Origin of the sequence: Burkholderia sp. ZZQ-2 (assembly GCF_050768715.1) — a bacterium.
In the GTDB taxonomy this organism is placed as follows: Bacteria; Pseudomonadota; Gammaproteobacteria; order Burkholderiales; family Burkholderiaceae; genus Burkholderia; species Burkholderia cepacia.
In genome coordinates, this window is the sequence record NZ_LDVA01000328.1 from 15,133 (window position 1) to 38,381 (window position 23,249).

Annotated in this window: 30 protein-coding genes; 9 read left to right on the top strand and 21 right to left on the bottom strand. The window is 64.3% G+C overall.

The annotated features are described in order from the left end of the window. The first annotated feature begins 200 nt into the window (after positions 1–200). Both ABY44_RS30490 and ABY44_RS30495 read left to right on the top strand, forming a co-directional pair. Positions 201–569 carry a hypothetical protein gene (locus ABY44_RS30490; protein ID WP_060173568.1) on the top strand — a complete coding sequence of 123 codons (369 nt, stop codon included), beginning with the start codon at positions 201–203 and terminating at the stop codon, positions 567–569. Beyond that, entirely contained in the window at positions 566–826 is a 261-nt protein-coding gene (locus ABY44_RS30495) for a hypothetical protein (RefSeq protein ID WP_226113495.1), read from the top strand. The genes ABY44_RS30490 and ABY44_RS30495 overlap by 4 nt, the downstream gene beginning before the upstream one ends. Before the next feature lie 23 nt (positions 827–849). Here the strand turns inward: ABY44_RS30495 and ABY44_RS30500 are convergent, their stop codons facing one another. Beyond that, entirely contained in the window at positions 850–1,389 is a 540-nt protein-coding gene (locus ABY44_RS30500) for a GNAT family N-acetyltransferase (protein WP_060173567.1), read from the bottom strand. A gap of 348 nt (positions 1,390–1,737) precedes the next feature. On the opposite strand from ABY44_RS30500, the gene ABY44_RS30505 reads away from it, so the two are divergent. Continuing rightward, positions 1,738–2,739, top strand: coding sequence for a cupin domain-containing protein (locus ABY44_RS30505; protein WP_060173566.1), 1,002 nt, complete (start codon positions 1,738–1,740; stop codon positions 2,737–2,739). 274 nt (positions 2,740–3,013) lie between these two features. Here the strand turns inward: ABY44_RS30505 and ABY44_RS30510 are convergent, their stop codons facing one another. From ABY44_RS30510 to ABY44_RS30520, 3 genes are all read right to left on the bottom strand, one after another. Beyond that, positions 3,014–3,556 carry a carboxymuconolactone decarboxylase family protein gene (locus ABY44_RS30510; protein WP_060173565.1) on the bottom strand — a complete coding sequence of 181 codons (543 nt, stop codon included), beginning with the start codon at positions 3,554–3,556 and terminating at the stop codon, positions 3,014–3,016. A 139-nt stretch (positions 3,557–3,695) separates the two neighbouring features. Next, positions 3,696–3,917, bottom strand: coding sequence for a hypothetical protein (locus tag ABY44_RS30515; protein ID WP_021158205.1), 222 nt, complete (start codon positions 3,915–3,917; stop codon positions 3,696–3,698). Positions 3,918–3,980: 63 nt separating this feature from the next. Beyond that, positions 3,981–4,319, bottom strand: a complete 339-nt coding sequence (locus ABY44_RS30520; RefSeq protein ID WP_226212634.1) for an HPr family phosphocarrier protein — start codon at positions 4,317–4,319, stop codon at positions 3,981–3,983. Positions 4,320–4,602: 283 nt separating this feature from the next. On the opposite strand from ABY44_RS30520, the gene ABY44_RS30525 reads away from it, so the two are divergent. Continuing rightward, positions 4,603–4,947 carry a zinc ribbon domain-containing protein YjdM gene (locus tag ABY44_RS30525; protein WP_021158207.1) on the top strand — a complete coding sequence of 115 codons (345 nt, stop codon included), beginning with the start codon at positions 4,603–4,605 and terminating at the stop codon, positions 4,945–4,947. A gap of 40 nt (positions 4,948–4,987) precedes the next feature. After that, positions 4,988–5,824 carry a hypothetical protein gene (locus ABY44_RS30530; RefSeq protein WP_060084546.1) on the top strand — a complete coding sequence of 279 codons (837 nt, stop codon included), beginning with the start codon at positions 4,988–4,990 and terminating at the stop codon, positions 5,822–5,824. A gap of 24 nt (positions 5,825–5,848) precedes the next feature. Here ABY44_RS30530 and ABY44_RS30535 read toward each other — a convergent pair whose 3' ends face one another. Continuing rightward, on the bottom strand, positions 5,849–6,034 hold the full coding sequence (locus ABY44_RS30535) for a ribbon-helix-helix protein, CopG family (protein ID WP_021158209.1): 186 nt from the start codon (positions 6,032–6,034) through the stop codon (positions 5,849–5,851). A 96-nt stretch (positions 6,035–6,130) separates the two neighbouring features. Next, positions 6,131–6,889, bottom strand: coding sequence for a YoaK family protein (locus ABY44_RS30540; protein WP_027792573.1), 759 nt, complete (start codon positions 6,887–6,889; stop codon positions 6,131–6,133). A gap of 251 nt (positions 6,890–7,140) precedes the next feature. Here ABY44_RS30540 and ABY44_RS30545 point away from each other — a divergent pair, with 251 nt between their 5' ends. Both ABY44_RS30545 and ABY44_RS30550 read left to right on the top strand, forming a co-directional pair. Next, positions 7,141–7,491, top strand: a complete 351-nt coding sequence (locus ABY44_RS30545) for a hypothetical protein (RefSeq protein ID WP_060173613.1) — start codon at positions 7,141–7,143, stop codon at positions 7,489–7,491. After that, positions 7,488–7,700, top strand: coding sequence for a twin transmembrane helix small protein (locus tag ABY44_RS30550; RefSeq protein ID WP_006489184.1), 213 nt, complete (start codon positions 7,488–7,490; stop codon positions 7,698–7,700). Before ABY44_RS30545 ends, ABY44_RS30550 begins: the two co-directional genes overlap by 4 nt. Before the next feature lie 178 nt (positions 7,701–7,878). Here ABY44_RS30550 and ABY44_RS30555 read toward each other — a convergent pair whose 3' ends face one another. The 5 genes from ABY44_RS30555 to ABY44_RS30575 form a co-directional block, all read right to left on the bottom strand. After that, on the bottom strand, positions 7,879–8,196 hold the full coding sequence (locus ABY44_RS30555; protein WP_027792575.1) for a hypothetical protein: 318 nt from the start codon (positions 8,194–8,196) through the stop codon (positions 7,879–7,881). A 572-nt stretch (positions 8,197–8,768) separates the two neighbouring features. After that, positions 8,769–8,981, bottom strand: a complete 213-nt coding sequence (gene rpsU, locus ABY44_RS30560; RefSeq protein WP_021158214.1) for a 30S ribosomal protein S21 — start codon at positions 8,979–8,981, stop codon at positions 8,769–8,771. 33 nt (positions 8,982–9,014) lie between these two features. Continuing rightward, positions 9,015–9,224, bottom strand: a complete 210-nt coding sequence (locus tag ABY44_RS30565) for a hypothetical protein (RefSeq protein WP_042973949.1) — start codon at positions 9,222–9,224, stop codon at positions 9,015–9,017. 47 nt (positions 9,225–9,271) lie between these two features. Then, positions 9,272–9,556 carry a hypothetical protein gene (locus ABY44_RS30570; protein ID WP_027792578.1) on the bottom strand — a complete coding sequence of 95 codons (285 nt, stop codon included), beginning with the start codon at positions 9,554–9,556 and terminating at the stop codon, positions 9,272–9,274. 791 nt (positions 9,557–10,347) lie between these two features. After that, on the bottom strand, positions 10,348–11,268 hold the full coding sequence (locus ABY44_RS30575; RefSeq protein ID WP_060173612.1) for an AraC family transcriptional regulator: 921 nt from the start codon (positions 11,266–11,268) through the stop codon (positions 10,348–10,350). A gap of 139 nt (positions 11,269–11,407) precedes the next feature. Between ABY44_RS30575 and ABY44_RS30580 the strand changes: the two genes are divergently transcribed. Next, positions 11,408–12,373: an SDR family NAD(P)-dependent oxidoreductase gene (locus ABY44_RS30580; RefSeq protein ID WP_060173564.1), complete on the top strand. Its 966-nt coding sequence runs from the start codon at positions 11,408–11,410 to the stop codon at positions 12,371–12,373. 563 nt (positions 12,374–12,936) lie between these two features. Here ABY44_RS30580 and ABY44_RS30585 read toward each other — a convergent pair. The 10 genes from ABY44_RS30585 to ABY44_RS30630 form a co-directional block, all read right to left on the bottom strand. Beyond that, positions 12,937–13,341, bottom strand: a complete 405-nt coding sequence (locus ABY44_RS30585; protein WP_027792581.1) for a cupin domain-containing protein — start codon at positions 13,339–13,341, stop codon at positions 12,937–12,939. Positions 13,342–13,345: 4 nt separating this feature from the next. Then, the gene (locus ABY44_RS30590; protein ID WP_060173563.1) at positions 13,346–13,825 is read right to left on the bottom strand and encodes a carboxymuconolactone decarboxylase family protein; all 480 of its coding nucleotides are present in this window, start codon (positions 13,823–13,825) and stop codon (positions 13,346–13,348) included. A 155-nt stretch (positions 13,826–13,980) separates the two neighbouring features. Continuing rightward, on the bottom strand, positions 13,981–14,481 hold the full coding sequence (locus ABY44_RS30595; RefSeq protein ID WP_060173562.1) for an Ohr family peroxiredoxin: 501 nt from the start codon (positions 14,479–14,481) through the stop codon (positions 13,981–13,983). 295 nt (positions 14,482–14,776) lie between these two features. Beyond that, positions 14,777–15,235 (bottom strand): MEKHLA domain-containing protein, encoded by a 459-nt coding sequence (locus ABY44_RS30600; protein ID WP_027792584.1) that lies wholly within the window; start codon positions 15,233–15,235, stop codon positions 14,777–14,779. Positions 15,236–15,322: 87 nt separating this feature from the next. Next, a complete protein-coding gene (locus tag ABY44_RS30605; RefSeq protein WP_060173561.1) occupies positions 15,323–16,126 on the bottom strand; it encodes a lipid II flippase Amj family protein in 804 nt (267 codons plus the stop codon). A 220-nt stretch (positions 16,127–16,346) separates the two neighbouring features. Beyond that, positions 16,347–17,351 carry a VTT domain-containing protein gene (locus ABY44_RS30610; RefSeq protein WP_060173560.1) on the bottom strand — a complete coding sequence of 335 codons (1,005 nt, stop codon included), beginning with the start codon at positions 17,349–17,351 and terminating at the stop codon, positions 16,347–16,349. A 176-nt stretch (positions 17,352–17,527) separates the two neighbouring features. After that, complete coding sequence (locus ABY44_RS30615) at positions 17,528–18,799, bottom strand: DUF3734 domain-containing protein (protein WP_060173559.1); 1,272 nt, start codon at positions 18,797–18,799, stop codon at positions 17,528–17,530. A 10-nt stretch (positions 18,800–18,809) separates the two neighbouring features. Then, a complete protein-coding gene (locus tag ABY44_RS30620) occupies positions 18,810–19,592 on the bottom strand; it encodes a 3-hydroxybutyrate dehydrogenase (RefSeq protein WP_060173558.1) in 783 nt (260 codons plus the stop codon). 15 nt (positions 19,593–19,607) lie between these two features. Beyond that, entirely contained in the window at positions 19,608–20,387 is a 780-nt protein-coding gene (locus ABY44_RS30625; RefSeq protein ID WP_431643067.1) for an acetoacetate decarboxylase, read from the bottom strand. A 370-nt stretch (positions 20,388–20,757) separates the two neighbouring features. Continuing rightward, the gene (locus ABY44_RS30630; protein WP_059693460.1) at positions 20,758–21,759 is read right to left on the bottom strand and encodes a bestrophin family protein; all 1,002 of its coding nucleotides are present in this window, start codon (positions 21,757–21,759) and stop codon (positions 20,758–20,760) included. A 224-nt stretch (positions 21,760–21,983) separates the two neighbouring features. Between ABY44_RS30630 and ABY44_RS30635 the strand changes: the two genes are divergently transcribed. Next, the gene (locus tag ABY44_RS30635) at positions 21,984–23,192 is read left to right on the top strand and encodes an NAD(P)/FAD-dependent oxidoreductase (protein ID WP_060173610.1); all 1,209 of its coding nucleotides are present in this window, start codon (positions 21,984–21,986) and stop codon (positions 23,190–23,192) included. Positions 23,193–23,249: the final 57 nt, after the last annotated feature.

Sequence of the window (23,249 nt, forward strand, 5' to 3'; positions counted from 1 at the left end):
CTTGCGCAATTCCACTGTCTCGAACGCCGCCTGTGTGAGTCGCCCCCCCGCCAGACAAGGTTACTCGACATTTCATTACAAACTATTACCGATGTCGCCGCGTATCGTTCCCTACAATTTCGCTTCCTGAGGCGCGCGCATGATGCGCCGCGATTTCGTCCGTCATGCGGACGGTGACAGGCAACTGACGGGAAGGCGACATGATGCCGTGGCAAGTCGTGCAGAGTCTCGAAGCGCTCACGAACGCGATCGAAGCCGCGGTGGCGCGGGCCGACTGGGCCGGGGCCGTCCGGGCCGCCGAGACGCGTTCGCGGTTCGTGCTTGCGCTGGCGCCCGATCAGCCGGACGAGGTCGTGTCGGCGCTAGGGAGAATGCAGGAGACCGATGTCCGGATCTCCATCGTCGCTCGCGAAACGTTGCAGGCGCTCGTCGCCGAGGGCTGGGCGGCGTTGCACGAAACGCGGGCGGCGACGCATGCGTTGAAGGCCGGGCAGCGCGCGCTCGACGCGGACGCTGCGGCATCGCGATGCGCGCCCCGCGCCGACACGCGATTCGCGCTTCGTCATTGAGCGCGACGCTGATATCCGCTTTCTTGGGTGGCAGGATGAGATTCAGAAAACGTACCGCCTACGTCGATGCAACACGATGGTTCGTCGATGGCGACCATGACCGGGTGGCGCGGCGCCACGACACGTGGGCAGTCGCGACGCCGGAAGGCTGGCGTCCGGTGAAGCCGGGCGACTGGATTCTGCTCGACGAAAGCGGGAACTGCTGGCCGATGGACAACGGCCTCTTCTTGCGCTTTTACGAACCGGCCTTGGACTGACGTGACCGACGAACCACGCTCGCCTAACGGCGCTTGCGCGAAAACAGCAACGAATCGGCGTCGTTGAAGCGGATACGCTGCGGCTCGCCATAACCCGCCTTCTCCGCGACGCGAATCGACCCCGCGTTGGTCGGCGCGATCACGCATACGCTGCGCTCGAACCGTTGCTGCCCGTCGAGCCATGCAAGCGCCGCCGCGAGCGCCTCGGTCGCGTAGCCCTTGCCGTGCGCCCACGTCGCGAGAGCCCAGCCGGCTTCCGGCACACCGCGAATCGACGGCTCGATGAGCCGGTGGAAATCGGCGAAGCCGAGGTCGCCGACATAACGGCCCGACGCCTTCTCTCGAATCGCCCAGTAGCCATAACCCAGCAGCGGCCACAGCCCGCGATACGCGAGCATGCGCATCCACGAGTCGCGCGGCGCGGACGGCTCGCCGTTGAAGATGTGCTCGACGACCTTGGGCTCGGCCCACATCGTGGCGAGCGCATCGAAGTCGCCGAGCGGATGGCCTTCGAGGATGAGGCGCGGCGTGTCGAGAACGGGCGGGGAAGAGACAGGCGGCATCGTGGTTTCCGAGAAAGAAGGGGGAGCATGGGACGGCCGGGCCGTCGGCACGTCGACGCCGCGCTGGTCGGGGCCCGTTCACGCGCTCGCCGGCAGGTCGGACGGCGGTGTGGGTCGGTGAGCGGCGGCATGCGGTCGGCGGTGCGCGAGTGCGCCACGCGGCGAGCGGGCATGTCCATTTCGGCAAGACAGGGCGCGGGAATGATAGCAAAACCCTTGTCGCGGCGGGCGTCGCGTCCGGCGGCCGGCGTCGAACCGGAAACGTGCGCGATTGCAGCGGCTGGCCGCGCGATAATCGGACTTTCATGCGGCGCACGCCGCACTTCCGATGTGCGTTCACCCCTCGACATGACACTCGAATCCGACTGGCTGAGCCGCTTCATGGCGCTCGTCACGGTTACCGGGAAACTCGAAATCCGCTGCGCGTTCGGCGCGCCGTGGGCGGTCACGTATGAACGATCGCCTGCGTGCGAGATCCCGTATCACGTGGTGCTGCGCGGCCGCGCGATCCTCGAGAATCCCGACGACGGCTCCGTGCGCGAACTCGGCGGCGGCGATCTCGTGCTGTTGCCGCACGGTTCCCCGCATGTGCTCCACGACGGCAGCGGGTTGCCGCCGGTGCCGGCGGTCAAGCGGCCCGGCGGTCACGTCTTCATCGGCGAGAACGCGGGTACCGGCGAGCGGCTGGACATGCTGTGCGGACGTTTCGTGGTCGCGCCGCCGCACGACCGGCTGATCCGGCGCCACCTGCCGGCCGATCTCGTCGTGCGCGCGGTAGCGGACAGCCGCACGGCGGACGCGCTGGCTGCCACCGCGCGGCTGACCGCCCTCGTGGAGCTGATGCGCGCGGAATCGCTCGAGCGGCAACTCGGCGGTCTCGCGATCCTCGACGCGCTGTCGGCGGCGCTGTTCGCACTCGCGCTGCGCGCGATCAGCGAATCGGGGCAGGCGCCGACCGGCCTGCTGGCGCTGGCCGGCCAACCGCGTCTCGCGCCCGCGATCGTCGCGATGCTCGACGATCCGGCAAGGCCGTGGACGCTGCCCGAACTGGCCGCGCTGTGCAGCATGTCGCGCGCGACCTTCATGCGTCATTTCCAGTCGAAACTCGGGCACTCGGCCGCCGATCTGCTGACGGATATCCGGATGAGCCTCGCCGCGAATGCGCTGCGCCGGCCGTCGGCCAGCGCGGAGGCCGTGTCGGCCGACGTCGGTTATCAGTCGGTGGCTGCGTTTCGCCGCGTGTTCACGCGCTGGGCGGGGATGACGCCAGGTGAATGGCGGCGCCAGTCGTTCGGTGGTCCGCGCGACGCGGCGGCATCGGACGACGGCGTGGCCGGCGATGCGGAGTAAATGCGAAGGAGGCGGCGCCTGCTGCGGTTCGATGCACTCGCAGACGGATCGGCCAGATGTCGACGCACGGTTCGATGCCGGGCCCGTCGCTACGGTTGTCCGGCTCGACGAACCACTCGACGACAGCGCGGCACCTCGGTTTTTTCGATCCCCCAGGCAGCGCCGTGGCCGTCATCCAGACGGCACGCCCGCCGCAGCAATGGAGCCGGCGACGGGCGCGATCGAAACGGCAGAGGCACCGCATGCCGTCCCGATGCTCTTGCAGCTGCGCGACTTACTTCACAGGCGGGAAATCGACAACCGTGTCGTTGATGCGGTTGAACGTGTTGGTGAAGATCGTCAGCGCGATCGCGAGCGAGATTTCCGCGAGTTGCGTGTCCGTGTAGCCGGCTTCGCGGATCGCCGCGAATTCGTCGTCGGTGATCGTGCCGCTCGTCTGTTGCAGGTTCAGCACGAAACGGATCAGTGCGTCGCGCTTCGCGTCGCCGGTGTTCGGCTCGCGCGAACGGATCGCGCGCAGTGCGTCGGCCGACAGGCCGGTCATCTTGCCGAGCAGGTTGTGCGCGGCGACGCAGTAGTCACACCCGGTATCGGCGCTGACGAGCAGCTTGATCGTTTCGAGATCCTGCCTGGTCAGCGTGCCGCCGGCGAGCACGCCTTCGGCGTTGAGCACGGCCGCGAGCGCGTTCGGCGCGAGATGGCCGACGGCGGCGAACAGGTTGGGGACAGTGCCACCGGCGACCTTGCGGACTTGTGCGTACACGTCGGCGGTTGCGCCGGTGGCGGTTTCGATGGCGGGGATGGCGATGCGGCTCATGACTGGCTCCTTGATCGGAAGGTTGACGCCCGTTCGTTCGGGGTGACTCCACTTTAGAAGCGCAGGGCGATCCTCATAAGGCGCAAAATCGCCATTGTGATGCTCAAAAGGATCAAGTCGATTCGCCGCCGCCGGCGGTCTACTTCCGGCTTTTCAGGAAGGTCCGCCCTTCGGCCGTGATCGACGCGCCGGAGCGGCCGTGCGCGGAATGGCTGACGAAGCCCGCGCTGACGAGTTCCCGCGCGATCGACCAGCCGAGCGCGGGCGCATCGCGCCCGTAGCGGACGTCGGCGAGGCGCTCGAGCGCCCAGATGGCGGAGGCCGACAGGTTCGGGGTGTTGGACGTGAAGTTGTCGCTCATCGCTTCCTCGTGAAAAGGGGATTCGGGGTGGGCGGGATGCCGTGACGCCGGGTGGTGCGCAAATCAGCGCGCTTGCAGCACGGGCAGCAGCGCCTGTAGCGCCGCCTCCTCGTCGGGGCCGGTGGCCAGCACTTGCGCGGACGCGCCGCCGTGCACCTGCAGCGCTGCGATGGCGGCGCTGTCCTTCGCGTTGCTGCTGATCCCGTTCGCGATCAGCAGGATGTCGCTTTCGAAGCCGCGCGCCGCGTCGACGGCTGCTTTTCGTGCGGCGCCGCCGCGGTTGCGGTTCCAGGCGGGGCCGATTTCAACGTACACGACGGTTGCCACGATGTCGGAAAGCCTCTGAACGGAGAATCGGTGTGCGGTGCCAGGCCGGCGGTGCGCCTGGCGCGCGTGAAACACGCTTTCCCGCGAAACCCGGAGCAGCCGTCGGCGAGGCCGGGGTGTGTGCATCCTGCTTGGATGTGCCGGCATTCTCGTGGAAACGGGTTGCAAATCCGGCGAACGGCACGAAAGCGGTGATTATAATACAGCGGTCAAGATATGTGAATTGCATTATAATGCCGTGTGCGCCGATGCGCGGTCCGCCGATCCGTCGGCGCGTGCCGTCAGGCCGGCCGGGCGACGCTGCCAGCGCGCCCGGCATTTTTATCGACGACCCAACTCCTCCTGAATGGAAGCTGCAATGAACGCCGCCCCCGCCTGCCCGCAATGCGCGATGGAAAACACTTACCCGGACGGCACGCTGACCGTATGCGCGGACTGCGGCCATGAATGGTCGGCCGGTGCCGGCGCCGAAACCGGTGACGAGCCGGCCGGCGACGTTGTCAAGGACGCGAACGGCAACGTGCTGTCGGATGGCGATTCGGTCGTGCTGATCAAGGACTTGCGCGTGAAGGGCTCGTCGATCACGCTGAAGATGGGTACCAAGGTCAAGAGCATCCGGCTCGTCGGCGGCGATCACGAGGTCGACTGCAAGACCGACATGGGCGGCTTCATGCTGAAGGCCTGCTACCTGAAGAAGGTCTAAGTGCACCCGCGCCAATCGACTGCTTGATCGACAGCCCACCATGGCCGAGGAACGATTTTCCTACGATGCGTTCGTCAGGTTCCTGGCGACGCCGCTGAACGACGGCCGGCCTTTCGTGCTGGAGACGCAGCACGCACTTTCGCTCCATTTCGATCATATCGGCACGCAGAGCTTCATGTCGCTCCGGGATCCGGGCCGGCTCGAACTCGGCTATACACGCGTGATGATGGGCTTTCTGCTGCTGCAGCCGGAGCCTGCGCACATCTGCATGCTCGGGCTCGGCGGCGGTTCACTGGCGAAGTACTGCTACCGGCACCTGCCCGGTGCGGCGATCGACGCGGTCGAGATCAACCCGGACGTGATCGCGCTGCGGGACGTATTCAGGATTCCTGCCGACGACGGCCGGTTCACGGTGGTGTGCGCCGACGCCGCGGATCACCTGGAAAGGGCGGATGTCCGGACGGACGTGATCCTGCACGACGCGTTCGTCGCGGACGGCATGCGTGGCCGGTGCACGGGTGCGGCATTCCTCGCTGCATGCCGGGCGCGCCTGAGTGATACCGGCGTACTGGCGATCAACTTCATGGACGACGATCCGGCATTGCCGCAACATCTCGAGCAACTGCGAGCGGTGTTCGGTGCGTCGTATACGCTGGTGCCGTGCGGCGACGACAACAACTACATCGCGTTTGCGTGGAAGGGCGGGCAGCGGCTGCCGTCACTCCGCGTTCTGCTCGAGCGCGCACTTGCGTGCGCACAGGCCGGCGAGCTCAAGCTGGCGGCCACGGCGAGACGCATGAAGGCCGGGGAGTGCATCGAGCCGCAGCGGCTGGTGCAGCGTACGCAGCCTAAGGGGCGGTGGGAGATTGGCGCGTAAGCGCCGCCGCGTGCGCGGCCGCGCTTACTTCACGCGCTTGCCGAGCGCGCTCTTGGTCTTGTACGTCACGCCGTGACGGTCGAGATACTCGCGGATCAGTTGCCGCACGACTTGCGAAGGCGTGAGGTCCTGCTCTGCGCAGAGCATCTCGAATGCTTCCTTCTTCGCGGGATCGATCAGGACGGTCAGGCGGGCGGTTTTTGTTTCCATTGCGGGGCGAGGGTGGTCGGTATGTTAATCAAATTATAATCGATGAGCCTTCGGCGCCACTACCGGAAACGCGGGGAAACGCGGCCGGGTGCGCGCTCAACGCTTGCTGCGGACCAACGCGAGCAGGTCGTCGATCACCGGTACGATCGCCAGCGTGACGAGCACCGCGGCGAGCGGCACGGTCGATACGTAGCCGACATGCTTGAAGCCGATTGCGCCGGCCAGGCCGCCGATGAAGAACGACGAAAGCATCGTTGCATGAATCCGCAGCTTCGAGCGGTTGGCGACCACCGCATGCGCGTCGACGTCGATCGCCGACCGGTTCCAGTAGAACAGCTTCCCGAGTTCGATGCCGAGGTCGGTCACGATGCCGGTCATGTGTGTGGTGCGGATCTCCGCGCCCGACAGCTTCGTGATCGTCGCGTTCTGAAGCCCCATGATGAAACACAGCAGCGTCACGGTCACCGGTACGAAGAAGGTTTCCCACAGCGCGAGATGGCTGCCGAGCAGCCCGAACAGAAGCAGCAGCGCGGCCTCGACCAGCAGCGGCAGCATGAACTGGCTGTGCAGGCCGCGACGGCGGCCCCAGTTGACGAGGATCGCCGAGCAGCTGGCACCGATCAGGAACGACCCCAGCGAGCTGATACCGGCCAGCGCGAGCCGCACGTCGCCGAGCGCCGTCTGGTCGGCGATCGCCGATACGATGCCGCTCATGTGCGACGTGTATTGCTTGACCGCGAGGAAGCCGCCGGCATTGGCCGCGCCGGCGACGAACGCCAGCGAAAACCCGAGCTGACGGTTTGCGTTCGCGCTGCGGTGTTTTCCCGTCAGGTTTCGAAAGTACTGCGCTGGCATGGTGGCTTCGCTCAATCGCCGCGGATCGCGGGCACGGACATGAAAACCGGCGCCGGGCGGCAGGGCGGGAACGCCGCGTGCGTACGGGCGCCGGGTCTCTTGAATCATGTGATGCACATGATAATGTCATTATCATACTCTGTCAGCCGTATGGGGCTGACAGTACAATGTCGTGCTGCGCGGACCGGCCGCGGCTTCGCTGCCGCATTGCCGTGCCGCCCGCATTCGCGATCACTTCTGCCCACCGTTTCATGACCCCGATCAAGTTCATCCTTCGCTACACTGCGATCCCGTTCATGGCCATCGTGGCCGTGGTGATCTGGACAGTCATACCATCGTCGAAAGAGATCGATGCGAGACAATATGCGGCGCTGTCGCGCGCGTACGCGAGTTTCCCGTTGCCGTTCCGGCGCGAGATCTCGGAAACGATGGACCACGGCCGGATCAACGACCGGCGCTACCAGGCGCTCGTGCGCGATTCGCTGGGCAACGGCGTCGCGCTGGACTGGCCGGCGTCGGGCGTCGGCGCGCTCGCCGACGAGCGGCAAAAACTGGCCGAACTGATTCAGGCCGATTCAGATCTTCAAGGGCATCACCAATGAAAACTCTGCTGGTTTCCGTGGCATTCGCGATGATCATCGCGAGCCTGATCTTCGCGCTGTATTTCATGAATCACGATCGCGGCAAGTCCAAGCGGATGGCATGGTCGCTCGCGGCACGCGTCGGGCTGTCGGTCACGCTGTTCCTGTCGCTGCTGATCGCTTACAAGCTGGGCTGGATCGAGCCGACGGGGTTGCCGATCGGCCGCTGAACGACGGGTGCCCCGTTGCAGCCGGGGCGTTCGCGGAAATTCGCGTTTTTCGAGGCGAGTGACGATGCGATTGCGTACGCGACGTAACGGGCGGAGGGATGGCCGGGTCGTTCAATCCGGCTGAAGGCAAAGGGGCGGCGGCACAACTGCGGCTCGAGCTTCGGGCATCGTGGATGCGTTACTGCCTGGGGTGCTTCATTTCCTCGGCTTCCATCGCGGCGAGTCGTTCCTCACGTGCGGATACGGACTCCATGGCTTCGTCGATCGAGGCCAATGCATATTCGCAGGCCAGTTTCACTTCTTCGACGGTAGCCTCCGGCGTCTGGTCGTCGCTTGGCGGAGGGGAAAGCATGTCTCCGAGCATCATCGCCAACTCAGGGGTGTCCCACGCTTCGCCCTTTTGCGCCTTTTTCTTTATATAGTGCCGGATTTCCGCGTCCTGCTCGGGCGAGAGTGGAAGGTGTCGAAACGTGTTGCCTGGGTTGGCGTCGATCATGATGGTGCTCCTGGGATTGCTCCCTGCAATGCGCGTGCACCCGGAAAAAGAGGGGGGCGAAGAAGGAGTCGGCTCCTATCTTCGGGAGCGTGAATCCTGAATGCGTTCGAGGCGGGCCAGGAGTTCGTCCACCTGGAGTGAGAGAACCTTGTTGCGCTCGGATTGCGTGCGGAGCTTGTTGAGCTTGACTCTCCAGTACGCTGGATCGTTGACGGTCGATCTGTTGATGAACGCGTGTTGCGCTTGCTCAAGCAGCCCGATTGATCGTCTGATATGGGCCAACTCGCGTTCCGCGTCACAGTACCAGCTCATGTTTTTCGCCTTCTGATTATGGTTTTCATTTTGACTTGCTGCACGGCGAGCGCACGTGCGCTCGCTCGAAAGGCGATGCTGGAGTCAATTTCGGGCAGCAGCACGGCTGCACGGCGTGACGGGCGTACTGATCATCCTTCTTGCGGCTGCGAGGCGGCCGGCCGGCTTGCCGCCTGCGTCGTCGGGCCACGGTAATTCATGCCGGGGGCCGGGATGGCGACGCAAGCGGGCTCCCGGCCGGCACGGCGTGCACGATGTTCCTAGAACATTTTGCGGGGCGGCATCAGGCGTTTCGTCCGCAAGCGCTGCCTGGCAACGGCACTGGCCTTTTTCCGCTTGCGCTCCGTCGTGGGCTTTTCGTAGCTGGTGCGACTGCGCAACTCCCGAATCAACCCGGTCTTCTCGATACTGCGCCGGAATCGTCGCAGCGCGACATCGATTGGTTCGTTGATCTTCAGTGTGATGGTTGTCATGTAACTCCTGGTTGAAAACGGTCGACGGGAAAACTAGCCGAGTCGTGTCATGACGGTGCTTGCGATCTCGTCAGATTCGAATTCCGAATACCCGGCTCCGATTGAAAATGCGCGCACAGCCGCGAACATCTGCAGCTCCTGTTGATGACATAGCGCGGAATGGGTCATTCCAGCGGGCAGGACGGCGTCGCTCCGAGTGACCTTGCACCCTCTGATCAGGTCAAGAAGTTCGTCGACGATCATTTCGTCCTCCAAATTGCTGGAAAGTTACTTTGCCATCGTGAGTCGCGTCAGACGGCGCTCGAAAAGAAGCCCTGCTTTTCGCGATTTTCGTCAATGACACTTTCGGCGTAGCGCAATGACGCACGACGTGCGTCACCGGCGGTATCGAACGGACTGTCGTCGAGAAGCCTGAAAGTCTGGCTCTGCGTCAGCGTATCGGTGGTGCCGCGAAGACAAATCTTGACCGCTGCGTCGAAGCCGGCATCGTAGTTATGCGGGTTGCCATCCAACGCAGGCACGTGTGGGTAAATCAGTGGATAGATCTCGAATCCACGGTAAATATGCATGCTCATCATGAACTCCTGGCGATCGATTGCGGCGACTCGCAAGGACGAGCGTATGCTGCCAGCATCGCCTGATGCATGGCGCGGCGGGTCGGTGTGAAAGGGACAAACGTTGCGAGCGAGGCGGTACGCGACGCAACACGGTGGCGAGTGGAGGGCGAGCGGGCAAACAGCAAACGGGCGCTCGAATGAAACCATCATACGCGCATCGTCGATCGGGTGTCCATCTTATTTCGACTGCGCCGAGGCAACTGTCTCGACAACCAGTCGACGCCGACCATTCATGCCTTATACGGAAAACGACACCTCTCCCGATTCCGCGACATGGGGCAGGGGGCATGCACCTGACGTTGCTTGCCGAAATTGTGACAGCCGTCGAATCGACAGGGGCCCGCGTCTGGACGTCAGTGCGAAGGCGGCGTCAGTCGCCAGCCGATGCACGCCATTCCGTGATGCGCGCGGTAAGCTGCCGCGATCATTCGATTGGCGTTTCACGAAACGGGATTTGGCACGTAGCGCGCATGCACTCGCAGCCGTGCGTAGACAGAAGGGATGTTGCCACCGGGGAGGCTGCGCAAAGGCTCATGCCAACTTTCGACAGGGCCGTCACGACGGGGACGCTCGTGGTCGCGTGTTGTCCGGATCGCAAGTTTGATCTGACTATAGTAGTGTTGTGATAAGAAAACTTATCCCGATGATGTTGATCGGAATGAATCCCATCGGAGGATGGCAGCATCGATGGCGTGACTGAAACGGGTTCTGGGGCGCCAACAGAGGCGGTAGCGTGCCGGGCGATGACGCTAGCCGCCCGTCCCGCCCGTGATGTCATGTCGATAGGCACGAGGAGAGCAACCCACGATGCGCTTGAACGCATGTCCGAACGCGCTATCCGAGTCGTAGCCGAGCATTTGCGCGATTGCCGATATCGATGCGTTCGAGCGCCGCAGTTCCCGCATCGCGAGTTGCACGCGCCAGCGCAGTACGTACTCGAGCGGCCCGAATCCCAGCCGCCGCTTGAAGTGCAGCGCGAACGTCGAACGCGATACGTGGCAGCAGGTCGCGAGTTCGTCGACTGTCCAGCGTCGTGCGGGCTCCGCATGAATGGCGACAAGCGCCGTGCTCACCCGGGAGTCCGCGAACCCGGCAAGCCATCCGACATCGCTGTTCGCGCCGTCGTCCACGTAGCGGCGCAGGATCTCGACCAGCATCATGTGGCCGAGATGCCGAACCATCAGCGACGCCCCCGGCGATGGTTTGCCGAATTCATGTGCGAGCCGCTGCAGCGCCCAGCGCAACACCGCCGCCTGCTCGGAGTCGCCGCTCACGATCACCACGGGCGGCAGGCTGCCAAGCAGCAGCGGCATGCCTTCCTCGTACGAAAAGCGACCACCGATCAGAAAGCAGTTCGCCGGTTCGCCATAGTGCGCGATGCCGTGTTCGACGTTCCGGTACACGTCGGCGGCAGGGACCGGCGTAACCGATGGATCGCTCGCCAGCGAAAATGCCCGCGGCGATGCGAGCAGGAAGCAGTCTCCCGTGCGCAGCCGGATCGGCGCCCCGGCGCCGTCGACGGTCAGCCAGCAACTTCCCTCGACAACCGCATTGAACTTGATTCCCTCGGGCGGGGGAATGGCAACCGCCCACTGGCCGCCTGCTCTCAGGCCGGTGAAATACGAGTCGCGCGTTTCCAGCAGCGACAGCACTTCCGACAGGGGATCCACGATCAAGCTCCGGACGATCTCGACGAAAAATCGGATTCTATTGCATTCACAGTCCGGGGGCGCCGCCGGAAAATGGCCTCGTGCAGTGACGCGACCGACAGGCGGGCGCGTGCTTCACGCATCGTTCCAGGAGCCTTCGATGACGAGCAGGCAACACCCCCTTCATTCCGGATTCGGCGCAGCATCGACGGCAAGCGACGTACTGGCCGATCTCGACCTTCGTGGCAAGACCGCCATCGTCACGGGCGGCCATTCTGGTCTCGGCCTGGAAACGACGGTCGCACTGGCGCAAGCCGGTGCGACCGTTGTCGTCGGCGCACGGCACGTCGATGCCGCACGCGACGCAACGCGCGGCATCGACGGTGTGGAGATTGCGGCACTCGACCTCGCCGATCTCGCGAGCGTGGCCACGTTCGTGGCGCGGTTCGTCGATGGGCGGCGCAACGTGGACATCGTCATCAACAGCGCGGGCATCATGGCGTGCCCGGAGACACGCGTCGGCGATGGCCGGGAAGCGCAGATGGCCGTCAATCATCTTGGCCATTACGCGCTCGTCAACGGGCTGTGGCCCGTGCTCGCGCATGGCGGCGGCGCCCGCGTGGTCGCGGTGTCGTCGCTCGGGCACCGGCTGTCGCCGATTCGTTGGGATGACGTCCAGTTCGCACACGGCTACGACAAATGGCTCGCGTACGCGCAGTCGAAGACCGCCAACGCGCTGTTCGCGGTGCAGCTCGACGCGCTGGGCGCCCCGTTCGGCGTCCGCGCCTATTCGCTGCATCCGGGCAAGATCGCGACGCCGCTGCAGCGTCATCTGACACGTGAAGAGATGATGGCGCAGGGCTGGGTGGACGAGCACGGTGTGCCGGTCGATCCGACTTTCAAGACGCCGGCCCAGGGTGCCGCAACCCAGGTATGGGCGGCAACGTCGCCGCGCCTTGCGGCGATCGGCGGTGTCTATTGCGAGGACTGCGACGTCGCGGTCGTCACGCAGGGAAACGAGGAATTCGGCGTGCGGCCGCATGCGATCGATCCGGATGAGGCGGCGCGTCTGTGGGCGTGGTCCGCGAAGCTGACCGGAATCGATGCCTTTGCGACGAGCCGCTGACGCCAGAGCACGTACGAAGGAGGGTACCGGCACCGGCGGAGACAGGGCATGCGGCCGGCGCGAGATCCGCGCGCGGCCACTTGGTCACGCGTCGCGCGAAGCGCGCGGCTCATCTCCGCGATCGGTATCGCGGAAAGCGAGTCGGGGTTCGAGACAAGTGCATCGAAGGTTGATGCGAGTTGGCTGATCGCGAAGCTCGAGAGGGCGATTGATTCCAATCAAGAGGGGGCAGTTCACGGCGGCCGATTGCCGCCGAGAACACAGTGCATATATCAGGGGGCGGTAAGCAAGATCGGGCCGGTGGTCGCATCCGCCGTGTCGACTGGGTCAGGTTCCGACGCCACCGCGGTGCGCCGGCGCCCGATCGGGCAATCGCCCGTCGCGTATCCGTTCAAGTCGCCCGATCGCCTCAGCGTGGCCTCGAACACGAATCAATCCGCTGCTGGCTGCCGATCCGAAGTGGATCGAGTCGTCGCCGTACACGAATCACATGGGTTCGACGCACTGTCGCGATTGAAACCGGAGAAGCGGCCCGGCATTGCCGGGCCGCGACGACGATTACCTTACTTCACGGGGGTGAGGACCGGCGCGCCTTTGTTCTTGATCAGGAACACGACGAATTTTGCCGGCTTCGTGCTGCTGGCATTTCGCCCGACCGTGTGGACGTCCTCCGGGCCTTCGTGGAACGTGTCGCCGGCGTGGAGCGTGACCTCCTTGCCGCCGTTCAGGCCCATCACGATGCTGCCGTCGAGCACGTAGACGAACGCGTGTGCGTCGTGACGATGAACGGGGTCGACGCTGCCGGGCGGATAGTCCACGACGATCATCTGGACTTCCTTGCCCGGATACTCGGGCAACGGCTCCGTGGTCAGCGGCGTGACTTTCGCTTGCGGTGCGGCGACGGCCGGCTGAACGGCCATCAGCAGCGACGATACCAGCGGCGCGAGTACGAGCATGATGCGTTTCATGTCGTCACTCCAGGTTGGCCTTGTCGAGCCCGAACATCTTGTCGAACGATCCCGGCACGATGCGGAATGCGACATTCAGCCGGTTCCAGCTATTGATGGCGCCCACGAGGACGGTGAGATCCGACAATTCCTGCTCGGAATAGTGTTCCCGTACGCGTGCGTAGAGATCGTCCGGCACGCCATGCGCAGGGAGGCGGGTCAGTACCTCGGTCCATTCCAGCGCGGCGCGCTCGCGGGGTGAAAACAGCGTCGATTCGAGCCAGATCGCGACGTGATGCAGGCGCAATTCACGCTCGCCATGAATCTTTGCCATCTTGATGTGCATGTCGACGCAGAATGCGCAGCCGTTGAGCTGCGATGCCCGAATCTCGACGAGTTCGCGGACCGGCGCCTCGATCGTCGTCTTCTGAAACAAGCCGTCCAGCTCGATGAGCTTCCTGACCAGTTCCGGCGAGTGCTGAAAGTAGTTGATACGTTGCGTCATGATCTGTTCTCCTGATCGGTTGAAGCGGTGCCGTGGGCGCGTCGGATGGCGATTCGCCGCAGCACCTGCCCGGCAACCATCGTAATCGTGCGTCCCGGGAGCTAGTAGTGCCGGCAAGGTGCGCACTCTGTTGCCGCTTCCGAACCAATCGCCCATCATGCCGACACGGCGATGAAGCCGCATATGCCTTGTCGTGCCATCTTCGTATAAGGGCAGAGACGTTCCGTGTCGCGTACGAGACCTTCCGCGACGGGCAACTCGACACCCGGCATGCGGACGGTGACGTTGGCAACCAGCGCATATCCGCCATCTACCGGATCGCGGCCGAACGAGACTTCGACGGTGACGGTCGTTTCCCGGATATCGACCCGCGCGCGTTGCGCCAGCAGGCTCAGCGCGCCGTGAAAGCACGCGGCGTAACCGGCGGCCAAAAGCTGCTCGGGATTGGTGCCGCCACCCGGGCCGCCCAGTTCGGCGGGCACGCGCAGATCGATGACGAGACTGTCGTCGTCGGATTTCGCGACGCCCGATGCACGGCCGTGCCTGGACGTGCAGCCAGAGACCGTGACCGTGGTCGTGTAGAGCGGTGAGAATTCCTTCCCGCGATATTTGTCGAGCAGTGTCAGCGGCGGAGGTTGCAACCTCTCGTTCTCCATATGCCTCCCGGTTGCCGGTATGGCCAACGCGAGCGGCTCTCGAACCTTGGGTATCGAGGCGATGCGTTGTTCTTCGAAGCGAATCAGCGCAACGGCGCAGCGCTTGCCTGCCAGTCAATCCCCACGAGCGCCATCCCGTCGATGGACCACACGTACTTGCATGCTAGGCAAAGACGAGCCGACGCACCAGATCGACTCGGGATGCATGGTGTTGCCCGGTCCGCACCAATGCAGTCGATGGAAGGGTAGGGCGTGCAGGGCGGCCAAACCCTGGTCCAGACACCGGGTCGCCCAATCAGATGTCACGCGTGCGCGGGATGACAACCGCCTGGCCGTGCAGTGTGCCGTCGGCGTCGAGCAGTTGCCACAGCGTGGCTTCCTCGATCATGAAGCGCTGGCCTGACTTGGTGACCCGCACGCCCTTGTAGCCCGCCTCGTAGCCGAGCCGCTGTACGCGTGCGAGGAATTGCTGCCGCTCCTCGCGATTCGGGGCTTCTGCTGAAAGCCGGGACGGCAGTCGCGTGATTTCATCCCAGCTGTACCCGAACCGGCGCTGCGCGGCCTTGTTGCCGTAAATGAAGACCGGGTCGGGATCGGTGTTGTGCGCGAGTACCGCGAACGGCGCACGCTCATAGAGCCATTCGGTAGCTTCGTCCACGGGCATGGCCTGAGGCACCAGGGGGCGGCCAAGCAGCCGGGCGTAGCTGTCGGCAAGGAGCTGATAGAACGCTGGATCGCGGTGGAGTGGGATCATCTGGGACATCTCGACGGAGATCGTGGGACCCGTCTGCGCGACTGTGAGGGTGCTTACGATACAGCATCTGCAGACGGCCATTCCTGGTTAAATGATTTCCGCAACACGGACAATGACCAACGCCGCCGGAACGAGCGCCGCCTGAGCGCACAGCGTGCCGAGAACCCGCGCACCGGCGAGCGTCGTGATGGCCCGCCGGAAGCTGTTTTCCGATATCCGGCCTTCGATGACATCGTCGGTCATGACAGAAACCTGCGGGTCGATGACGACGGCCAGCACCACGGTCGCGAAGCCATTGATGACGGACGACAGGTTCGCGCATGTCACCCTCAGGTCGGGTTTCAGGTAACCCGCATACAGCGACGCGAACACACCGACCGTCCAGATCGCCATGGCTGCCACGTTCAGCACGATGACTTTCCAGGACACGCCGGTGCTCGCGGTCAGTTGCGTGACGTTGTGGCGGGAAGGCAGTCGTGCGCCGACGCGAAGATAGTTGACGCCGGCGCGACTGCAGGCGTCGACCAGCAGCCGCGGAATCGAACGGTTCACCTGGAAATGTTCGACGGCGCGGCTGAAATAGCGCTGGAAAGTCGGGATCAGGAAGGCGCCGGCAATGCTCGCCACGGTGGCGCTCAGCAGGAAGAGCCGAAAATCGGTGAGCAGCCCGCTGCCCATCCGATGCGCAATATTCATTTCGACCCGTTTCGCGATGAACGGCCCCTGAAAGGAGTTGGCCGTCCGGGAAACCAGCGCGATGATCCCGAACAAGGAAAACGACAGGGCGATCCGGCGCGTTCGAACGCCGGCGATCCGCACCGCATAGGCCAGTGTCGCGATCACATGGATGACGAATGTAAGCCCGCAAATGATCCAAAGCTGACTGTCCATGCTGTGACGGCGCGTGTGGCGGAGGCATGAGTGTACCCGAGCAAAGTACCGGCCCGGTTGTCGCGAGGCGCGCAGTCGCGGGAGCGCGAGGCCCGGTTCGTCGAGGATCGGGGCGGGGACGCGCGAAGCTGGGGCAGCAAGAGTCGTGATGCCGATTCGGTCATCCGCCGCACGAGCCGGGCGATACGCGCTGCTTCGGCGCATGAAGGCGCCATGGCAGTCATTGCGTGAAAAGCTGCTGCCCGGCGGCGCCGATTGCCGTGTCGTTCATCGCGATCATCGGTTCCACGTCGAAACCCGCGACACGCCATGCATCGATGCCGCCGGTGAGCGGCAATGCAAGCTTGACGCCGGACAGCCGCAACTGCCTGGCCACCGACGCAGCAGACGCTTCGTGCGGACACGCACAATAGATGACCAGCGTCCGGTTCGTTCCATAGCGCTCCATGATCTGGCGGGGGTGGCGTTCATCGGCGATCAGCGCGCCCGGAATGACAAACGGATCACGCGTTCTCCATTCGGCGGAACGGATATCGATCACGGCCGGCCGCGGCTTGTTCGCGAGCAGCGCATGCAATTCGCCCGCGCTGATCCGCGCCTTCCCGAGCGCATTTGCCATCATCTGCCTGCGGCAGTAGCCATACAGAAAGTACAGCACCGGGGCGATGCCGAGCACGACGAGCGCTTGCCAGCCGAGACGGGCGACAGTCGCGAAGATCGCATCGATCTGCGAGGCGAACAGCGTGCCGATGGCGAGGCCGATCGACGCCCACAGTGCAATGCCGGCGCAATCGTGCAGGACGAAGTCGCGCACCCGGACGGCCATCGCACCGCAGAGCGGAACGGCAACGAGCGAAAGGCCGGGTACGAACCGCGCAACGACGAGCACGCGAACGCCCCAGCGCCCGAAAAAGCGCTCGGTCGTCGTGACGCACGCTTCGCGCGACGGCGACAGGCCGCAGACGGTGTGAAGCGTGCGCTTGCCGTACCGTTTGCCTCCCTGGAACCAGACCAGATCGCCGAGCAGGCCGCCGACCACGGCGGCACCCAGTATCGTCAGGAAATGCAGCAGCGTCGACGACCCGACATGCGCGACGAGCGCGGTGCCCGCGCCTACCGTGATCAACGTCGGTATGGCAGGCAACGGGAGGCCGAGCGAAGACCCGAGCACGTTCAGGAATACGACCCATGTGCCGTACCGCGCGATCAATTCATGCGACATCATGATGCTCTCCTTGAGGCTGCCGCGTAGCCTGTTCCGAAGGCCGGCCGCGGCGCCGCCTGATCCGGTCTTGCAGGGCGGATACGTCGAGTCGGGGGCAGTACCGGCCGGGGCGCTCGTCACGCGATGCGGGCGCTTGAACGACCGCCGTGCTGCCCCGTGGCGGGTGTCGACGCGCGTTACCTGGCGACGGACGATTCCTGCTCCGGCGAATGTTGCCGTGCCGGCAACGCATCCTTGCCCGACCAGCCGGGTTCGTCGATGTCCTGCCGATAGCGGTGCACGTCCCGCGTGACGAAGCCGATTTCCCGGCTCGGAATCTCGAACCACTCCGGGTGCCCGAAGGTACGGCGAATGTCCTCGAGGCCGCTTGCCCAATGCTCGCGCATCGTGTCCTTGCTGAACTCGTAGTCCTTGTAGTGCCCCTCGAACGTCTTGTTCTTGTAGATCAGGTGCACGACGTTCACGGCGCTGCCGTCCGCTGTTTTCTGCGCATCGCGCAGCAGCGGGTGGGCAAGCCGAACGTGTTCGGGAATGTGTTCGAGTAACGCCTTGATCATCTGGGCGTGCTTTTGGTTCTGCGACATGAACGCGGTGATGGCGCGCGTGCGGCTCGAATACTGAATGTCCTTGGTGCGCTCGCTGACGTCGAGAAAGTCGCCCGGCAGCTTGCCTCGCGCGCTCCACAGGTCGAGCTGGAACACGAGCGTGTCCTTGTGCTGGCTTTCCCGGATGATCTCGGTGAGCGGCGTGTTGGACACCAGGCCGCCGTCCCAGTAAAACTCGCCGTCGATCTCGACGGCGGGAAAGCCCGGCGGCAATGCGCCTGACGCGATGAAATGCTCCGGCGCCAGACGCATTTTCGAATTGTCGAAATAGACGAGATTGCCCGTCCGCACGTTGACCGCGCCGACGGAGACGCGAATGTTCCCGTCGTTGATGCGATCGAAGTTCGCGTACCGCAGAAGCGTGTCGCGCAAAGCCGACGTGTCGTAATAGCTGACCTGGTCGGGACGCTTCCTGCCGAATCCGCCGAAAGGCGCATGCATGCGCGGAGCGAAGAATCCGCCCTGGCCTTCGATCAGTGTGCGCGTGGCGGCCCATGCGCTCGACCACCTGCGCCCCACGTCTTCAAGCCCCGGCCAAGCCGACAGGTACGCGCCGACGTGCGAGAGCGGGTCGGTCGGCTGGCTGACGGTGTTCCAGAAGCCGCGCAACGCTTCCGTGCGATCGGCAGGCGCGTTGCCCGCGATGATCGCGGTATTCAGCGCGCCGATCGAGACGCCGGCGATTTGCGTCGGTTCCACGCCGACCTCGGCCATGCCTTCATAGACGCCGGCCTGGTATGCGCCCAGGGCGCCGCCGCCCTGCAGTACGAGCCCGATTTCGTCATAGGCGGGGAGCTCGATCCGATGGGGCTGCTTCAGCTTGTTTCGCTGGCTCGATTGCATGGTGTTCTCCTTACTGCATGAACCAGCCGTGGCTGACCACGATCGATTGTCCGGTGAGTGCGTTCGATTCGAAGCCGGCCAGGAACGCAACCGTGTTCGCGACGTCGGCCACCGACGTGAATTCGCCGTCGACCGTTTCCTTCAACATCACGTCCTTGACGACCTGCTGTTCCGAGATGCCCAGGACTTTCGCCTGCTCGGGAATCTGCTTGTCGACCAGCGGGGTCCTGACGAAGCCCGGGCACACGACGTTCGCGCGGATGCCGCGCGACCCGCCTTCTTTCGCGACGACGCGCGCGAGGCCGAGCAACCCGTGCTTGGCGGTCACATAGGCGGACTTCAGCGGCGACGCTTCGTGCGAATGCACCGAGCCCATGTAGATCACCGAGCCGCCCTTGTTCGACGCGTACATGTGCCGCAGCGCGGCGCGGGTCGTCAGGAATGCCCCGTCGAGGTGAATGGCCAGCATTTTCTTCCAGTCGGAGAACGTGTAGTCCTCGATCCGGTTGACGATCTGGATGCCCGCATTCGACACGAGCACGTCGATGCCGCCCAGCCGGTTCACGGTGTCGGCCACGCCCGCATCGACGGCTTCCTCGCTGGTGACGTCCATCGCGACCGCCGATGCTTTCCCGCCGCCGGCGACGATGTCGTCGGCGACCTGTCGTGCCGCCGCGAGATTGAGGTCGGCGATCACGACCGTCGCGCCGTCCGCCGCGAGCTTGCGCGCGCACATTTCGCCGATACCGCTTGCTGCGCCCGTTACGAGCGCGACCTTGTCATTCAGTGCCATATGTCCTCCGGGAGCTTACTGGTTGACCGCGAGCTTCAACGGCTCGGCGGGGGCGAGGTAGTCATGGGCGACTTCGCCGATATCGAGTGTGAGATTCGCCATGACGTGACGCGCGCCGATCACCTTGCGAACCGGCAGATCGGCAACCGATGCGAGCGCATGCGGACGCAGCTCGAGCGCGGCGGGCCCTTCCCATGCGCCGATCACGTCGACGTCGCGCAGGAAGAAACGCACCAGTTCGCAGATGCGCGCCGAGCCGTCGACGTGCGGAATGACCTTGAGCAGATAGTTGGGCGTGTCGGCGAGCTTGCGGCGCTCCGCTGCCGTGTCGAGCGCGCGGTACTTGTAACCCATCGTGCCGGTGGCGATGCGCTGCGTGCCGTAGTCGAGCGTGCCGAGCAGCGTGTCCTTGCCGTCGATGCAGAGCCTGGGCGAGGCCAGTTTCTTCGGAAATCCCCAGATCTCCCGTCCGGCTGCGATCGGGCCTTCGTCGTCGAGGTACATCGAGTGCGTGAAGTTGGCCCGGTTGCCGTCCGCGTCCAGAACGGAGATCACCTGACCGCTTTCCGTGTAGTCGCCGAATCCCGACGAATCGGGCATGCGGATGAACTCGTAGTGAACGACGGCATGGTCGACCGTCAGCGGTGCCGGCACGACGGCACGGAGGGCATCCAGGTCCGTCTCATACGAGATGATGAAGTACTCCCGATTGACGAAGCGGAAGGGCGGACGCGGATACGCCGGGTTGGGGACGGGCGTCGCGAACGCTTTGCTGCGGATATCTTCTTCTGTCACGGATCGTTCCTCGGTAGGTGAGGTGCCGGGGGCACCCGTCGCGACGGCGTTTGCCGGCGCGACCAATGACGCGTGAAGACGCGACGCGGCGCAGATTTGCCGCGTGGTTTCGCGCGTTGCGCTTGCGGTGTCGTCCCTGTGCTCCGGAACGCACCGGGCAGCATGTACGGCCACCGTCAGCGCCAAGCGTAGGCGATGCGGTCGCGCGGCAGTAGCGCCGCGAAGGACCTCACCATGTTGTCTCGGCGACAACAATCGACGAAAGGAGGATTGCCCGTCAGGGCACGCGGTGCGGCCCGAACGACGGCATCGACGGCGGCACGTGCAGCGTGAATTCGTACCGAGCGGCGTCGGAAAGACGCTGAACGCCCTATAGTGCGATGATCGTGCGGCTCGACGATTCGCTTTCGTGTTCTCCGAGCATCGCCTTCAGGTCGCGCTCGATCGTGCTGCACAGCGTTGAAATGGGCACATCGTTCGCGCCGCCTTCAAACGGATTCTCGGTGCTTTCGCCTACCTGTTCGAGCGACGTATACATCCACGAAACGGCGACGCTGCACGGCACGACCAGCCATACCATGTTGCCGTGCATGAAGCCGCTCACGCTGTCGTTCAACCGATTGAATTCGTTCAGAAGACCGAATGGAAGCGAAAGGCAGAAGAACCGCACGAACAGCGAGCTGACGGTCGCGTACTGACGCGGATAGGGGAAGTTCTTGAATCGCTCCGATCTCGACTGGAGATCGACGAAGTCCCCGATCGTCTTTTGAAGCTCCATGTAAAAACCCGAATTCAGCTGGCCGGCCAGGTAAAGCGTCTTGAGCGACGTACCTTGAAGGCTCAGCACGCATGTCGTGATGGAGGAGGACGACAGCGCCTGCGCCGTTTCCGCGGGAGACAGGTATTGGGGCAGCAGTTCCCTGATGTCCTTTTCCCATTCGGGAACACGATAGAAGCGGCGGTACTCCGCGTTGTAGCGTTTGGTCGTGCTTTCCCAGATCCGTGGGCGACGCAGGTCGTATCGCAGCGCGGTCAGCCAGGCGAGGTGGCGGTATACCAGCTTTCGGGCAACTTCTTCATCCGCGACGAAGTCGCGCGCAATTTGTCCCCAGCGGCGGCTCTTGCTCAGGATGCCGGTCCAGATTTCGAGCGCGTCCGCTGCACGGTTGTACGTCTGGACGTTCTTGAAGCCGACGATGAACGACGTCGCGGTGCCGAGGAGCACCACGATCGTCAGGGGGATCGACAGCCACGTGATCGAAAAGAACTTGTACAGCACGACCGGAACGGAACCGAAAATGAGCAGCTCGTAGATCTTCCAGCGCGTCCAGATCAGGAATTCCGATAGCTTGTACGATCTTCCGAGATGCATTTCATTTGCCTCATCGACGATTCAGGTGGGTGACGAAGGGGGCGGCAACGCACGAACTTCGCCGCACATCATGCCTGCGATCGATTCCGGTGACATGCGATCGATTGGTGCCGCAGAGGCAACATCGTGAGCACGGTTGCGGATCTACTGCACGCGGCAGCATCCCCCTACGATGATTTCGCGCGGCGGATGGCCGCTGTCGACATCAACCGAGGGCAATGATCATGTCGCAGAAAATCCTGATAGTGGGTGCCGGTTTTGCCGGCGTGTGGGGCGCACTGGGCGCGGCTCGCGTGCTGGACGGTGCCGGCGTCACGGGCAGTGACGTTGAAATCACGCTGGTTTCCCCGAAGCCGGAATTGCAGATCCGGCCGCGGTTGTACGAAAGCGGGCCGCAGCACATGGCGGCACCGCTGCTGCCGCTGCTCGATGCCGTCGGCGTGAAATTTCTCGAGGGCAGTGTCGAGGAGATCGACGTTCGCGAGAAGACGGTCGGTGTTGCTTGCGCCGACGGCGAGAAGCGTTTGATCACGTATGACCGGCTGTTGCTGACCAGCGGCAGCAAGCTGAGCAGGCCGCCGGTGCCGGGACTCGCGGAACACGCATTCTCCGTCGACTGCATCGAGGACGCGGTCGCACTCGACGCGCACTTCGCGGCGCTCGCGAAACTGCCGGAATCGCCGGCACGCAATACGGTCGCGGTGGTCGGCTGCGGCTTCACGGGTATCGAGGTCGCCACCGAGTTGCCCAAGCGATTGCGCGAGTGGTTTGGCCCGGATGCGAAGCGCCGTGTCGTCGTGATCGGCGCGCAGGACGACATCGGTCCCGATCTCGGGCCCAATCCTCGCCCGTACGTCGCCGAAGCCTTCGATTCGCTGGGCGTCGAAGCCGTGCTCGGTTCGCGTGTCGTGTCGATCGCGGCCGACGGCGTTCGCACCGCGTCGGGCACGCATATCGAGGCGATGACCGTGATCTGGGCAGGCGGAATGCGTGCCAGCCCGCTCGCGGCGCAAGTCTCGTCGCATCTCGACGCGCTCGGACGTGTCGCGGTCACGGCCGATCTTCGGGTCGCCGACGCACCGCACGTGTTCGTGGCGGGAGACGTGGCGCGGGCACGGTGCGACGACGACGGGCACGATGCATTGATGTCGTGCCAGCATGCGATCGTGATGGGGCAATTCGGCGGACACAACGTCGCCGCGGATCTGATCGGTGTGCCGACGCTGACGTACCGCCAGCCGTTCTATGCGACATGCGTCGACCTTGGCGAGTGGGGCGCTGTCTACTCGGAAGGCTGGGATCGGCAGATCAAGCTGACGCACGCGGAAGGAAAGGCGCGCAAGCAGATGATCAACACGCAGTGGATCTACCCGCCGGCGCCGAATCGCACCGACGCGCTGGCAGCGGGTAATCCGCTGGCATCGTTCGGCTGATCGGACGGCGCCCCGCGCGTGTCGCGAGATGCGCGGCGGGGCGTGCAGTCGCGCGCG